Origin of the sequence: Micromonospora sp. WMMD987 (assembly GCF_029581435.1) — a bacterium.
In the GTDB taxonomy this organism is placed as follows: Bacteria; Actinomycetota; Actinomycetes; order Mycobacteriales; family Micromonosporaceae; genus Micromonospora; species Micromonospora rifamycinica.
The window spans coordinates 285,859-300,158 of the sequence record NZ_CP120861.1; the positions used below are offsets into that span (position 1 = coordinate 285,859).

Below are 14,300 nucleotides of genomic sequence, written 5' to 3' on the forward strand. Positions count from 1 at the left end.
GGACCACCGGTCGTCCGGCGTCCTGCGTCGTCGTCACCCACGAGGGACGACGGCGGAGGACGACCCCCCGGCGACCCGATGTCACAGTGAGGTGACCATGAGTCAGATGCCAGCGGCGGTGTCGATCCGGGAGGTCGGACCGCGCGACGGTCTCCAGAACGAGGAGCCGGTCCCCACCGGGGCCAAGGTGCGCCTGCTCGACGCCCTCTCCGGCACGGGGGTGCGCCGGATCGAGGCGGTGTCGTTCGTGCATCCGAAGGCGATTCCGCAGATGGCCGACGCCGACGAGGTGTGGCGGCGGGCCGACCGGGTCGAGGGGGTCCGCTACTCGGCGCTGGTGCCCAACACCCGGGGTGCGCAGCGGGCACTGGCCGCCGGTTTCACCGAGATCGAGGTGGTGGTGTCGGCCAGCGACACGCACAACCGGCGCAACGTCAACCGGTCCACCGCCGAGTCGCTGGACGACATCGCCGGGCTGATCGACCTGCTGCACGTGGCGGGCGCGCGGGCCGAGGTGATCGTGGCGACCAGTTTCGGCTGCCCCTACGAGGGGGACGTCGACCCGGGGCGGGTCGCCGGGATCGTCGAGCGGGTGGTCCGCGACGGCGCCGACCGGGTCGCGTTCGGCGACACCACCGGCATGGGTACGCCCCGACGGGTCCGGGAACTGGTCACCGCCGTCCGTGACCGTGAGCCCGACGTGCCGGTGCTGCTGCACTTCCACAACACCCGGGGTACCGCGTTGGCGAACCTGCTGACCGCCCTGGAGCTGGGGATCACCGAGTTCGACGCCAGCGTCGGCGGCCTGGGTGGCTGCCCGTACGCGCCGGGGGCGAGCGGGAACCTGGCCACCGAGGAGGCGGTGCACATGCTGCACGACATGGGCATCGACACCGGCATCGACCTGGACGCCCTGATCGCGGTCGCCGAGTCGGCCGAGGAGATGCTGGGCAAGCGGTTGCCGTCCGGGGTGCTGCGGGCCGGGCCGCGTACCCGGCTGACCGCCCACTGAACGACGGTCGCCGTCGACCGGTCCTGACCGGCTCCGGTGTGTCGTCGTGGTGCGGTGGCCGCACAGGGGCGGGCTGGCCCGCGACCGGCGTGACCGGCGGGAGACGCGGGAGGCGCGACAGGCGCGGGAGGGGCCGGCGCGGTGCCGGCCCCTCCGTCGGATCGCCGGTGGGTCAGCCCACGGTGAGCAGGGCCGGCCAGCTGTCCTTGAAGACCTGGCTGCCGGTGCTGCTGCGGCGCTCGTTGGCGCTGAGGGTGCCGGCGAACAGGCTGCTGACCCGGTTCGCCTCGGTGGTGCTCGGGTACGGGTTGGTGCAGCTGGTGCCGGCGCTGCCGCCGGACATCAGGATCGCGCAGTTGCCGTTGTAGTTGTCGGGCAGGCCGAGGATGTGCCCGATCTCGTGGGTCATGATCCGCAGCGGGCTGTACTGGGCGGCCTGCTGGGTGTCGATGTAGACCCGGCCGTTGCCGAGGCTGGTGCGCTGGGCGTACGAGCCGCCGCCGGTGATCTGGTAGATCCGCAGGTTGGTGCCGCAGTTCGCGGTCAGCGTCAGGTTGGTGGTGGCGTTGTTCCAGATCGAGGCGGCCTGGTTGGCGATGCCCGCGTAGCTCGGTGCCTGGCTGGTGTTGTAGCAGATGGTCATCGCGGCGGAGGCGGGCGCGGGGTTGGCGACCGTGAGGCCGAGGGTCGCGGTGGCCGTCGCCAGGGCGGCGACGGCGAGGCGCTTGACGCGTGAGTTCATGGCTCACTCCAATCCGGAGGGGGTGTCAGGAGCGTAGCCACATCGATAGTTCACTATCAATATCTTGGCGGGAAGTCGGTCGGGTGGTGGGGTGGGCTCCGGATGCGCTAGCCTAACGATCGTTCAGGTCGGTTGGCGTGGCGACGACGACGCCGTACGGCGGTCGGGCGCGTCCACGGGGCGCGGGGCGAGGGGGTCGGCGTGACGCTCGACGGTGCGGCACTGGAGCAGCTACGCGAGCGGGCCCGCTCCGGCGGCGCCGACAAGTACCACGCGGCCAACGCCGGCAAGGGCAAGCTCTTCGCCCGCGAGCGGGTCGCCCTCCTGGTCGACGAGGGCTCCTTCGTCGAGGACGGCCTCTACGCCAACGCGCTGGCCGAGGGGCTGCCCGCCGACGGCGTGGTCACCGGCACCGCCACCATCGACGGCCGACCGGTCTGCCTGATGGCCAACGACTCCACGGTCAAGGCCGGCAGCTGGGGCGCACGCACCGTCGAGAAGATCATCCGGATCATCGAGCGGGCCTACTCGACCGGTGTGCCGATGGTCTACCTGGTCGACTCGGCCGGTGCGCGGATCACCGACCAGGTCGACCTCTTCCCCGGCCCCCGCGGCGCCGGCAGGATCTTCTGGAACCAGGTCCGCGCCTCGGGCGCGATCCCGCAGGTCTGCGCGCTGTTCGGGCCGAGCGCCGCCGGTGGGGCGTACATCCCGGCGTTCTGCGACGTGGTGGCCATGGTCGAGGGCAACGCCAGCATGTACCTCGGCTCCGACCGGATGGTCGAGATGGTCACCGGCGAGAAGACCACCCTGGAGGCGATGGGCGGGGCCCGGGTGCACTGCGCCGAGTCCGGCGTGGGCCACTTCCTGTGCAGGACCGAGGCCGACGCGCTGAACGTGGTGCGGGACTACCTCTCCTACCTGCCGTCGAACTGGCGGCAGCAGCCACCGGCCGCGCCGGCCGTCGCCGCGCCGGCCAGGGCCGATCTCGCCGCGCTGGTGCCGGCCAGCGAGCGGCAGGCGTTCGACATGCGCCGGTACGTCAAGGGTCTGCTCGACGAGGATTCGTTCTTCGAGATCCAGGCCCTCTGGGCCAGGGAGCTGACCATCGGTTTCGGCCGGCTGGACGGTCAGGTCGTCGGTGTGGTCGGCAACAACTCGATGTTCAAGGGCGGGGTGCTCTTCGTCGACTCGGCCGACAAGGCGACCCGGTTCGTGCAGCTCTGCGACGCGTTCAACGTGCCGCTGCTGTTCCTGAGCGACGTGCCCGGGTTCATGGTCGGCAGCGCGGTGGAGAAGCAGGGCATCATCCGGCACGGGGCCAAGATGATCACCGCGATCTCCGAGGCGACCGTACCCAAGATCTGTGTGGTGGTCCGCAAGGCGTACGGCGCGGGCCTGTACGCGATGGCCGGTCCCGGCTTCGAGCCGGACGCGACGATCGCCCTGCCCACCGCGAAGATCGCGGTGATGGGGGCCGAGGCCGCCGTCAACGCCGTCTACGCCAACAAGATCGCGGCGATCGCCGACGAGGCCGAGCGGGCCGCCTTCGTGGCCGCCAGGCGGGCCGAGTACGAGCGGGACATCGACGTGGTCCGGCTCGCCAGCGAGCTGGTGATCGACGCGATCGTCGAACCGCACGAGCTGCGGGCCGAACTGGTCCGCCGGTTCGCCGCCGCGCGGAGCAAGGACCGGCACTTCTCCCGTCGCCGGCACGGCGTCACCCCGGTCTGACCGGCCGCGCAACCCCACCCGCCGCCCCGGCGTCACGACCGCCCGGGGAGGCACCCGGACAGGAGGAACCGATGGACTTCCGGCTCAGCGAGGAGCAGGCGGCGCTGCGGGAGAGCGTGCGGGACTTCGCCCGCGAGGCGGTCGCCCCGGTGATCGCCGAACACTACGAACGGCACACCTTCCCGTACGAGATCGTCCGGCAGATGGGCAAGATGGGGCTGTTCGGCCTGCCCTTCCCCGAGGAGCACGGCGGCATGGGCGGCGACTACTTCGCGCTCTGCCTGGCCCTGGAGGAACTGGCCCGGGTCGACTCCAGCGTGGCGATCACCCTGGAGGCGGCGGTCTCCCTCGGCGCGATGCCGATCTTCCGCTTCGGCACCGCCGAGCAGCAGGCCCGCTGGCTGCCGAAGCTGCTCAGCGGCGAGGCCCTCGCGGGCTTCGGGCTCACCGAGCCGGGCACCGGATCGGACGCGGGCGGCACCCGGACGCGGGCCGTCCTGGACGGCGACGAGTGGGTGATCAACGGGTCGAAGGCGTTCATCACCAACTCGGGCACCGACATCACCGCCCTGGTCACCGTCACCGCGGTCACCGGCACCAATCCGGACGGCTCCAAGGAGTTGTCCACCATCATCGTGCCGTCCGGCACGCCCGGGTTCACCGTCGCGCCGGCGTACTCGAAGGTGGGGTGGAACGCCTCGGACACCCACGAGCTGACCTTCGACGACTGCCGGGTTCCGGCGGAGAACCTGCTCGGCGCGCGGGGCCGGGGCTTCGCGCAGTTCCTGCGGATCCTCGACGAGGGGCGGATCGCCATCGCGGCGCTGGCCGTCGGCCTCGCCCAGGGCTGCGTCGACGAGTCGCTGAGGTACGCCAAGGAGCGTCAGGCGTTCGGTCAGCCGATCGGCAGCTACCAGGCCATCCAGTTCAAGATCGCCGACATGGAGCTCAAGGCGCACACCGCCCGGCTGGCCTACTACGACGCCGCCGCTCGGATGCTCGCCGGTGAGCCGTTCAAGCGGCAGGCGGCCATCGCCAAGCTGCACGCCAGCACCGTCGCGGTGGACAACGCGCGGGAGGCGACCCAGATCCACGGCGGCTACGGCTTCATGAACGAGTACCCGGTGGCCCGGTTCTGGCGGGACGCCAAGATCCTGGAGATCGGCGAGGGTACCTCCGAGGTGCAGCGCATGATCATCGCCCGCGACCTGGGCCTGTGACCCTACCGACCGAGCGGGCCGGGCGCAGCGCGACGGCGGTGGTGTGTCGGGTATCCGCAGCCCTTCGTCAGTAGGCCGACGAAGGGCTGCTCGGCGTCGTATCCCGTCCGTACCCTTCCTGCCCATGACTCCGGATCATGATCACTCGGCGGACACGGGTGGTCCCACCCCGATCGGGGAGCTGTTGCGGTCCCACCGGCTGGCCGCCGGTCTCACCCAGGCCGACCTGGCGCAGCGGGCCGGGGTCGGCGTGCGGACGATCCGTGACCTGGAACGCGGCCGGTCCCACCGGCCGCAGCGGACCACCGTCGAGCTGGTCGCCGGGGCGCTCGGCCTGACCGGCGCGGCCCGGGCCGGTTTCCTCGCCAGCGCCCGCGGCACCGCCGCCGTCGACCCGGCCGTGCCGGCCACCACCGGGCTCCCGCACCGCCCGGCCCCCGCCGGCACCGCCCGCCGCGACCTGGACCTTCCGGGTACGCCGATCGCGCTCCCCCCGGCCGTCGAGCTGATCGGCCGGGAACGGGAACTGGACGAACTGACCGGGCTGCTGACCGGTGACGGCTGGCCGCCGGTGCTGAGCCTGGTCGGCCTGGCCGGGGTCGGTAAGACCGCCCTCGCCCTGGCGGTGGCGCACGCGGTGGCCGACGCCCATCCCGGCGGGGTGGCCGGGGTGCTGATCGGCGTCGGATCCGACGCCAACGACGTGCTCGCCGCGGCCTGCGCGGTGCTCGGCGCGGCCCGGCTCGCCGAGTTGGCCACCCGGCTCCGGGGCAGACCGGCGCTGCTGCTGGTGGACGCCGTCGAGCGGGCCCCCGATCCGGTGGCCGAGGTGCTGCACCTGCTCGTCACGGCGGTACCCACCCTGCGGGTGGTGGTGACCGGCCGGCATCCGGTCGGCATCCCGGGGGAACTCGTCCGCCCGGTCGCCCCGCTGGAGGTGCCCCCGGCCGGTGTGGTCGACCCGGACGAGCTGGCCCGCTGGCCGGCGGCGGCCCTGTTCACCGCCCGACTGACCCGCGTCCGCCCGGAGCCACCCGGCCCGGACGAGCTGCCCGCCCTCACCGCCCTGGTCCGTCGACTCGACGGGCTGCCACTGGCGATCGAGTTGATGGCGGCCCGGGGGCGCATCCTCGACCTGCCCGAACTGCTCGGCCGGTACGGCGACCGGGTGCTCGACCTGGCCGGCCCGGACCTGGGCGGGCGGGGCTGGGAGGCCGCGCCGCCGGGCCGTACCGCCGAACCGGCCCGGACGGCGGTGGCGGTGACCCTGCGGGAGGCGGTGGCCACCAGTTACCGGCTCCTCGACGCCGGGGAGCAGACCGCCCTGCGCCGACTCTCCGTCTTCGCCAACCGCTGGTCGGTGGAGCTGGCCGAGGAGTTGCTCGTCGACGAGGCCGACCGGGATCCGGCGTCGCCGGTCGATCCGGTGCCCCTGCTGGACCGGTTGGTCGAGTTGGGCCTGGCCAGTGTCCGGGGTGCCGGGCCGCTGCGGTTCCGCCTGCTCGACGCGGTCCGCGAGTACGCCATCGAGCAGGCCGCGGGCCGGGGCGAGCTGACCGCCGCCCGCCGCCGGCACGCGGTGGTGATCACCCGGCTGGTGACCCGTACCGCACCGGATCTGGTCGGGGCGCGACACTCCACCGCCGTACGGCGGCTCGACGAGGCGACCGGTGACATCGGCGCGGCGCTGGCGCACGCCGCCCGGGACGATCCGGACACGGCCCTGCGGCTGGCCGCCGCGTTGCCCCGCTGGTGGCGGATACGGGGGCGGGACGTCAGCGGCCGGCAGTGGCTGCGCCGGTTGCTCGCCGACCCCCGTACCGCGCACGCCGATCCGGTGCTGCGGGCGTGGGCGGCGCTCGGGGTGGCCCGGCTCGCCACGGGACGCGACGCGGCGGCGCAGGAGCTGCCTGCCGTGCGGGCCGCGCTCGCGGTGCTGGCCGGACGGGCCGACGTGTCCGGTGAGCTGGCCGCGCGGACCGTCCTCGGTACCCTGCTGGTCGCCACCGGCGGGTACGACGAGGCGGCCGAGCAGGCCCGGTCGGTGCTGACCCTGGCCACCCGGCACGGTCGGACCCGGGACATGGCGGTCGCCCAGCACCATCTGGCCTGGCACGAGATCCGTCTCGGTGACCTGCCGGCGGCCCGGCGTCGGCTCGCCGCGGTGGACCGGCTGGCGGCCCATTCCGGGGAGTCCCGGCTGCGCCTGCTGGCCCGCGCCGACCTGGCCGAGGTCGCCCGGCTGGCGGGCCGCTACGGCGACGCGGTGGAGCAGGGGCGGCGGGTGGTCGCGGCGCTGGCCGGGGCCAGTGATCCGGGGCACCGGCGGCAGGTGCTGGGCACGGTCGGGCTGGCGTTGGCCCGGTCGGGCCGGCTGGAGGAGGCCGCCGAGATCCTGGCCGAGCTGCGTTGCGACGGCCGGGCGGTGTCGTCCGTGTCCAGGGCCACCGTGGAGGTGGGGACGGCCGGGGAGGCGCTGCTGCCCGGGGGCCGTCCGGTCGGCGACGGGCCGGTCCGGGCGGAGGAGGGGGTGTGTGCGTTGATCGAGGCCACCATGGCGCAGCACCGGGGGGACCGGGAGCTGGCGGCCGAGTGGTTCGCCGTGGCGGTGGCCACCGGGGCGGCCGGGCAGGACCGGCGGGACGTGATCGAGGCACTGGTCGGGCTGGCCGCGAGCACCGGCTCCGCCGAGGCGCGCGAGCGGTTGGCGCTGGCCTGCCGGCACGCCGGCATCCGGTTGCTGCCGGCGGAGGAGCGGCTGCTGGGATAACTGCCGCACGGGTGGACGCGGGGGTGGCGCGAGCGAAGAAGCCCCCTGGTCAAACCCCTCGCTCAATCGCTCGCGCCGGCACCCCCCGGTGCTCCCCCCGCGCGATGAAGGCTAGTCAGCCGGGCCGTCCGTTTTGTGGTTATCAGCGCGCGTGCGTCCGGTGGCTCCGGCGGGTTCTGCCGCTTTTTCTGCCGGTGCGGTCGCGGCTTTCCGACAGTGGGTCAGCAGTCGGGTGGCGGCTCGTCGGTGGGTGCCCGGTCGGTGCTGCCGGCGGTGGCCCCCGGGTGGACCGCGTCGCGTACCTGACGCAGGCCGTCCAGCATGGCGGCGAGGGTCTCGGGGGCGAGCTGGCCGGTGAACCACTGCTCGATGATCCGTAGGTGGCCGGGCAGGGTCTCGTCCAGCCGCTTCAGGCCGGCGGGCGTGACCACGGCGTACGAGCTGCGTCGGTCGGAGGGGCACGCCCGGCGGCGGAGCAGGCCGTCGCGCTCCATCCGGTCCACCACCCGGGTGACCCCGCTGGTGGACAGCGAGGTCTGCGCGGCCAGGTCGGTCATCCGCAGTTGGTTGCCGGGCGACCGGGTCAGGCGCATCAGCACCTCGAACTCGACGGCGGAGACGCCGTGTTCCTCGTACTGCGCGGCGAACCGGGCGGTCAGGCCGGCGTGCGCCTCGACCAGGAGGCCGACGGCGGTGATCCGGGGATCGTCGAACACATTCTCGTCCACGTGGACATCCTAGCAGTGGTTGACACGGGGAATATTGCTGCGGTTATAGTTGCTCAAGCAGTCGTTGGGCTAGCAAACAATCTCCGGAGGGCAGTTACATGACCAGCACCGAGTCGGTTACCCGCGACTGGGACGGCCTCACCATCCCCGCCGCCGGCACCTACCTGCTGGATGCCGCGCACAAGCGGGTGGGCTTCGTCGCCCGACACATGATGGTCAGCAAGGTACGCGGTGAGTTCGCCGACGCGACCGCCACCATCACCGTCGCCGAGGACCCGTTGCAGTCCGCGGTCTCCGCCACCATCCAGGCGGCCAGCATCAACACCGCCCAGGCGGACCGGGACGGTCACCTGCGCAGCCCCGAGTTCCTCGACGTCGAGCAGTTCCCGACGCTGGAGTACCGCAGCACCGCCGTGAAGTCCCGTGACGGCAACGAGTTCGTCCTGCTCGGTGACCTGACCATCAAGGGCGTCACCCGCCAGGTCGAGCTGGAGGTCGAGTTCGAGGGCGTCGGCCGCACCCCGTTCGGCACCGACGTGTTCGGCTTCACCGCCAGCACCGAGATCGACCGCGAGGACTTCGGCCTGACCTGGAACGTCGCCCTGGAGACCGGCGGCGTGCTGGTCGGCAAGAAGATCAAGATCGAGATCGAGGGTGAGGCCGTCCGGCAGGCCTGATCCACCCGTCGTCCGAGGCCCCCGTTCACCGCGAGCGGGGGCCTCGACGCGTACGGGTGCGGATTGTCACTGTCCGGCCACGACGCCACCCGGTGCTGGTGGACGTCGGCTGGGTAGAGAAGCGGTAAGCGCATACCCGGTGGGCACTGGCCCCGGCGCGTGGGCGCTCCTATGGTGGTTCACACTGCGCGCCGGGACGCTCACCGTCCCGCGCGTCTCACGCCTGGAGGAAACAGTGGGTAGGGACGTCGAGCAGGGCGCGTTCTCCCGGGAGGACCGGGTCCGCTACCGGCAGAAGGTACGGCGTTGTCTGGACGTCTTCGCGCTGATGCTCGACGACTTCGGCTTCGACGCCGACCGGCCGATGACCGGCCTGGAGATCGAACTCAACCTGATGGATCCGGACGCCGAGCCGGCGATGCGCAACGAGGAGATCCTCGCGGCGATCGCCGACCCGCTGTTCCAGACCGAGCTGGGTCAGTTCAACCTGGAGCTCAACGCCGCGCCCCGCCTGATCGAGGGGGACGGCTTCGCCCGCTACGAGGACGACCTGTGCGGCAGCCTGACCCGGGCCGACGAGCGGGCGGCCAAGTCGGACACCCGGATCGTCATGGTCGGCATCCTGCCCACCCTCACCGAGCGGCACCTGGTGGCCGACAACCTCTCCACCAACGAGCGGTACCGGGTGCTCAACGACCAGATCGTCGGTGCCCGGGGTGAGGACATCGAGCTGGACATCCGGGGGGTGGAGCGGCTGCGGACGCACACCGACTCGATCGTGCCCGAGGCCGCCTGCACCAGCCTCCAGTTCCACATCCAGGTGGCGCCGGACAGCTTCGCCGACTACTGGAACGCCTCCCAGGCCATCGCCGGCGTCCAGGTCGCCGTCGGCGCGAACTCCCCCTTCCTGTACGGCCGGCAGCTCTGGGCCGAGACCCGGATCGCCCTGTTCCAGCAGGCCACCGACACCCGCCCGGACGAGCTGAAGGCCCAGGGGGTACGCCCCCGGGTGTGGTTCGGCGAGCGCTGGATCACCTCGATCTTCGACCTGTTCGAGGAGAACGTCCGGTACTTCCCGCCGCTGCTACCGATCTGCGCCGACGAGGACCCGGTCGAGGTGCTGCACGGCGGTGGCGTCCCGGAGCTGTCCGAGCTGCGGTTGCACAACGGCACCGTCTACCGGTGGAACCGCCCGGTGTACGACATCATGAACGGCCGTCCGCACCTGCGGGTGGAGAACCGGGTGCTGCCGGCCGGCCCGACCGTGGTCGACATGCTGGCCAACGCCGCCTTCTACTTCGGGCTGGCGCGCGGGCTGGCCGAGTCGGACCGGCCGATCTGGAGCCAGCTCAACTTCAGCTCCGCCGAGGAGAACTTCCACACCGCCGCCCGACGGGGCCTGGACGCGGTGCTGCACTGGCCCCGGCTGGGCGAGGTGCCGGTCGTCAAGCTGATCCTGGACACCCTGCTGCCGGCGGCGGCGACCGGGCTGGACCGGTTCGGTGTCGCCCCCGCCGAACGGGACCGGCTGCTCGGCATCATCGAGCAGCGCTGTAGTACCGGTCGCAACGGCGCGGTCTGGCAGACCGAGACGGTGCTGGCCGCCGAGCGGCACCGTCACCTGGACCGGGACGCGGCGCTGCACCACATGGCCAACCGGTACGCCGAACTCCAGCGCAGCAATGAACCGGTGCACACCTGGCCGGTCGACTGATCCACTCCGGGCCGGCACCCGCCCGCCGGGCCACGCGTCCCCGGGCGGGGCCGGTGCTTTCCGGGTCGGTCAGGGGGTGCGGCGACGCGGCCTGGGCGCGGCGGTCACCGGCGGGTCGACCGGCGACCCGGTGCCCTGCTCGGGAGCGGGAACGGCCGGTGCCCCACCGGCGGCCGTGGGATCCGTCGCCGTGGCCCGGCTCCGCCGGGCCGGCCGGACCCGGCCGACCGCCACCGGCGCGGCGTCCCCGACCGGCGCACCGTCACCCGGGGCGGCGTCCCCCACCCGGGTGGCACCACCGTCACCCGGGTCGGCACCGTCATCCGGGGTGGTCGAACGTCCGCCCGGGGTGGTCGTGTCCCCGGCCGGGGAGTGAGACGCCGGGGTGGCCGGCAGGTCGGCGGGGGCGTCCGGGGTGGACGGTGGGAGCGGACCGGGGCCGGCCGGCAGGTCGTCCGGGCCGCCGCCGCGCGGGTGGGGCACCACCGGCGTCGACCGCAGGGCGGCGTGCCGCTCGGCCCGCTGGGCGAGCGAGGCCACCAGGACCGACCCCGCCGCCCCGACGATCACCGCGTACGGTGCGACCAGGTGGGCCGAGACCTGGGCCGGGGAGATCGTGGCCAGCCGGGGGACGGCGAGGAAGTAGGCGACCGCGACGAGCAGCGGCCCGGCCGCACCGGAGACCACCGCACCGAGCCGTAGCTCCGCCGTCCGGGCGGCCCGCCGGGCGGCCAGCGCGCCGATCAGCAGCGCCGAGCCCAGGGCGAGCAGCGCACCCGGCCAGTAGAGGTGGTCCCGCAGCCAGAACCGCGGGCTGTCCTGGGCGATCTGCCAGATGCCGAGCTGGGCGCTGGTCAGCCCCCTGCCGGCGAGCACCCCGTCGACGACGGAGACCACGGCCAGCAGCCAGAGCCAGCCCACGGTGGCGATCACGTTCGTCGCGGCGGCCCGGGAGTGCAGCGTCCAGACCGCCGCCACCAGCCCCACCAGCACGCCGACTCCGGCGTAACCGGCCGCGACGGTCTGCGGCGAGAAGGTGTCCGGTACGGACGCGGCCCGGGACGGCACCGCGACCAGCAGCACGGTGATCAGCGCGCCGACCGCGCCCGCCGCCGCGAGGGTGACCCGGTGCAGGGTGCCTCCGGCGGGGTCGGCGTCGCCGCGTTCGTGCAGCCGCTGGGCGCAGACGGCCCCGGCGACGGCGGACACGGCGGCGATCCAGGTCGCCCAGGCGAGACTGGCGAACCAGGAGGGCTCGCTGGCCCCGGTGTCGACCGGCGCCCAGTTGATGATGCCCAGGCCGTAGCCGAAACCCAGCTGTGCGGCACCGACGCCGGCGGCGACGCCGAGCGCGGTGAGCACCGATCCTCCCCAGCCCCGTCCCGCCATGCCGGGGACTGTAGCGTTCCGCGGCCGGGGCGGCGAGTCCTACGACCGCCGGAGCACGCCCGGTGACCGGGTGGGCAGCGGCCGGTACCGTTTCGGGGACGAGGCGGGAGCGGCATGGACGACGAGTACACCGAACAGGACCGGGCGGACGACGAGCGTCCCGGACGGGGCCGGCTGCTGCTCGGCGGCGCCCTGGCGACGGTCCTGCTGGCCGCGGTCGGCGGCACGGTCGGGTGGGTGCTGGCGGATCCCGGTGACCCGCAGGATGCCGCCGCCCCGGGGGCGGCACCCCCCGGCTCGGCCAGCCCGCTCGACACGCCGACCACCGTCCTACCGACCACCTCACGGGCCACCACGCCTCCCGCGCCCACCACCCGGGGCGGTCTGACGGTGCCCCGACTGGTCGGTCTGGACTTCGAGAAGGCGCGGGAGGAACTGCACGACCGGAAACTCGGCTGGCGGCTGGTCTTCGGCACCGGCTCCGGCCGGTCGGTGACCCGGACGGTGCCCGCCCAGGACACGCCGGTCCGGCCGGGCACCACGGTGCGGGTCGAGGTCAGCGGTCCGGCCCCCGAGGTCGACGTGCCGGACCTGGTCGGCGAGGACTGCGACGACGCGGCCGACGAACTGGGCGACCTGGGGTTGTTCCCCCGCTACCCCACCGGCGACCGCGGTGAGGTCACCACCCAGGTGCCCGCCGCCGACACGACCGCCCACTGGAACGACCAGGTCTCCCTCACCTGCGGTGCCAGCCCGGCGACGTCGACCCCCGGGGCGACGCCTACGCCGACGCCGTGACGGACGGGTCGCCGCGCCGCTCCCGGTGGACGGGGGCATAGCCCGTTACCGTTGAGTCGGAGGCCACGTTCACCGGGCCGCACCCCACCCCGACCGGGCCGGTCGGCCGGGCGCGACGTGGTGGGCCGGGGACCACGACGCGGTGGGTCGGCACCGGACGCCCGCCGGGTGGCGAGAGGACGTGCGATGAGCGACGACCGCCGGGAGCCACCCGCCGACGACGCGACCCGACCGCTGCCACCGGGCGGCGACGCGACCCGGCCCCTGCCACCGACCGGTGACGCGACCCGACCGCTGCCACCGGGCGGCGGGACGACCGGAGCCGGAGCGGCCGGTCCGCCGGTGTGGTCCGGGCGGGCCGGGGTGCCACCGCCCCGGGACGCCGACGCCCGGGACGCCGCCGAGTGGTACGGCGAGGATCCGCGTGGCCGGCGGTGGTGGACGCCGATCCTGCTGGGCGTCCTCGGGCTGGTGCTGCTCGGGCTCGTCGGGGTGACGGGCTGGCTGGTCCTGCGGACGCCGGGGTCCTCGTCGGACGGGACACCGACCCCGCCGCCGACCGCCGGGTCCACCACGGGCGTCGCCCCGACCAGTGCCACCCCGAGCACCGCCGCCCCGACCACCGGGCCGCCGACGACTCCACCGACCACCGCGTCGACGACCGGTCCGGCCGGAATTCCGGTGCCGCCGCTGGTCGGGCTCCCCCGGGAGACCGCACAGACCCTGCTGGGCCGGCTCGGGTTGTCCTACCGGGTGCTGACCCGGGAGTCGGACCGGCCGCCCGGCACCGTCCTGGCCACCGACCCGGAGCGGGGTGAAATGGTGTCACCGGGCGACGAGGTGACCCTGGTGGTGGCGGCCGGGCCGTCGGCGTCGCCGACCGGGACCGGCGGCACCGCCACCCCGACGGCCACCCCGACCGGGTGACGGGCCTCCACCGGCGCGCGGGGTGGCTCACCACATCCGGCGTCTGGTGCCGACCAGGCCCAACCCGGCCAGCGAGATGACCAGTCCGAGCAGACCGGAGTAGAACAGGGAGCGGGCCACGGCAGCCGGGTCGTCCGCCGGTTGCCGGGGTCCGGTGACCGTGGAGGTGCCACCACCGACGCCCGACTGCCCGGTGTTCGGGGCGACCGCCGGGTCGTGGGCGTCGGTGGGCACGTTCCCGCCCGACTGCCCGCTGTCCGGGGCGACCGCCGGGTCGTCCCCGGTCGGGACGGCGTCCTGGTCGGGGACGGCAGGCTGGTCGGGGACCGCGGCCTGGTCGGGGACGGCGGCCTGGTGGTCGGCCTGCCCGCTGTCGGTGTCGGCGGGGTCGCCCCGCTCGACCACGGTGATCTCGGGAGCCGGCACCGGCTCGGCGAGGCGGGTGACCGGCTCGGCCGGGTAGCGCGTCACCACCACGAGGGTGGTGACCGTGCCGATCAGGGCGAGCAGCCCGAAGGCGTACCTGATACGGGACCTGTGGTGCCGCCGCGCGGCGGGCAGATCGACCATGGCCATCCCAGGTTCAGGG

At 73.9% G+C, this 14,300-nt stretch carries 12 protein-coding genes; 8 read left to right on the plus strand and 4 right to left on the minus strand.

What is annotated here, in order from left to right; translation table 11 throughout:
• Positions 1-106 precede the first annotated feature (106 nt).
• Positions 107-1,012 (plus strand): hydroxymethylglutaryl-CoA lyase, encoded by a 906-nt coding sequence (locus O7612_RS01210; RefSeq protein ID WP_282274110.1) that lies wholly within the window; start codon positions 107-109, stop codon positions 1,010-1,012.
• A gap of 172 nt (positions 1,013-1,184) precedes the next feature.
• On the opposite strand, the gene O7612_RS01215 is transcribed toward O7612_RS01210, so the two are convergent.
• Positions 1,185-1,754: a snapalysin family zinc-dependent metalloprotease gene (locus O7612_RS01215; RefSeq protein WP_282269667.1), complete on the minus strand. Its 570-nt coding sequence runs from the start codon at positions 1,752-1,754 to the stop codon at positions 1,185-1,187.
• A gap of 201 nt (positions 1,755-1,955) precedes the next feature.
• On the opposite strand from O7612_RS01215, the gene O7612_RS01220 reads away from it, so the two are divergent.
• The 3 genes from O7612_RS01220 to O7612_RS01230 all read left to right on the plus strand — a co-directional run bounded on the left by O7612_RS01220 (position 1,956) and on the right by O7612_RS01230 (position 7,478).
• On the plus strand, positions 1,956-3,488 hold the full coding sequence (locus O7612_RS01220; RefSeq protein WP_282269669.1) for an acyl-CoA carboxylase subunit beta: 1,533 nt from the start codon (positions 1,956-1,958) through the stop codon (positions 3,486-3,488).
• A gap of 71 nt (positions 3,489-3,559) precedes the next feature.
• On the plus strand, positions 3,560-4,708 hold the full coding sequence (locus O7612_RS01225) for an acyl-CoA dehydrogenase family protein (protein ID WP_282269671.1): 1,149 nt from the start codon (positions 3,560-3,562) through the stop codon (positions 4,706-4,708).
• Between the two features lie 124 nt (positions 4,709-4,832).
• Complete coding sequence (locus O7612_RS01230) at positions 4,833-7,478, plus strand: helix-turn-helix domain-containing protein (protein WP_282269673.1); 2,646 nt, start codon at positions 4,833-4,835, stop codon at positions 7,476-7,478.
• Positions 7,479-7,699: 221 nt separating this feature from the next.
• Here O7612_RS01230 and O7612_RS01235 read toward each other — a convergent pair whose 3' ends face one another.
• Positions 7,700-8,206 carry a MarR family transcriptional regulator gene (locus O7612_RS01235; RefSeq protein WP_282269674.1) on the minus strand — a complete coding sequence of 169 codons (507 nt, stop codon included), beginning with the start codon at positions 8,204-8,206 and terminating at the stop codon, positions 7,700-7,702.
• A 98-nt stretch (positions 8,207-8,304) separates the two neighbouring features.
• Between O7612_RS01235 and O7612_RS01240 the strand changes: the two genes are divergently transcribed.
• Both O7612_RS01240 and O7612_RS01245 read left to right on the plus strand, forming a co-directional pair.
• Positions 8,305-8,883: a YceI family protein gene (locus O7612_RS01240; protein ID WP_067300802.1), complete on the plus strand. Its 579-nt coding sequence runs from the start codon at positions 8,305-8,307 to the stop codon at positions 8,881-8,883.
• 235 nt (positions 8,884-9,118) lie between these two features.
• Entirely contained in the window at positions 9,119-10,597 is a 1,479-nt protein-coding gene (locus tag O7612_RS01245) for a glutamate-cysteine ligase family protein (protein WP_282269679.1), read from the plus strand.
• A gap of 69 nt (positions 10,598-10,666) precedes the next feature.
• Here O7612_RS01245 and O7612_RS01250 read toward each other — a convergent pair whose 3' ends face one another.
• Positions 10,667-11,986, minus strand: a complete 1,320-nt coding sequence (locus O7612_RS01250; protein ID WP_282269680.1) for a hypothetical protein — start codon at positions 11,984-11,986, stop codon at positions 10,667-10,669.
• A 114-nt stretch (positions 11,987-12,100) separates the two neighbouring features.
• Here O7612_RS01250 and O7612_RS01255 point away from each other — a divergent pair, with 114 nt between their 5' ends.
• Complete coding sequence (locus O7612_RS01255) at positions 12,101-12,784, plus strand: PASTA domain-containing protein (RefSeq protein WP_282269682.1); 684 nt, start codon at positions 12,101-12,103, stop codon at positions 12,782-12,784.
• Between the two features lie 186 nt (positions 12,785-12,970).
• A complete protein-coding gene (locus tag O7612_RS01260) occupies positions 12,971-13,711 on the plus strand; it encodes a PASTA domain-containing protein (RefSeq protein ID WP_282269684.1) in 741 nt (246 codons plus the stop codon).
• 27 nt (positions 13,712-13,738) lie between these two features.
• Here O7612_RS01260 and O7612_RS01265 read toward each other — a convergent pair whose 3' ends face one another.
• Positions 13,739-14,287, minus strand: a complete 549-nt coding sequence (locus O7612_RS01265; protein ID WP_282269686.1) for a hypothetical protein — start codon at positions 14,285-14,287, stop codon at positions 13,739-13,741.
• Positions 14,288-14,300 lie beyond the last annotated feature (13 nt).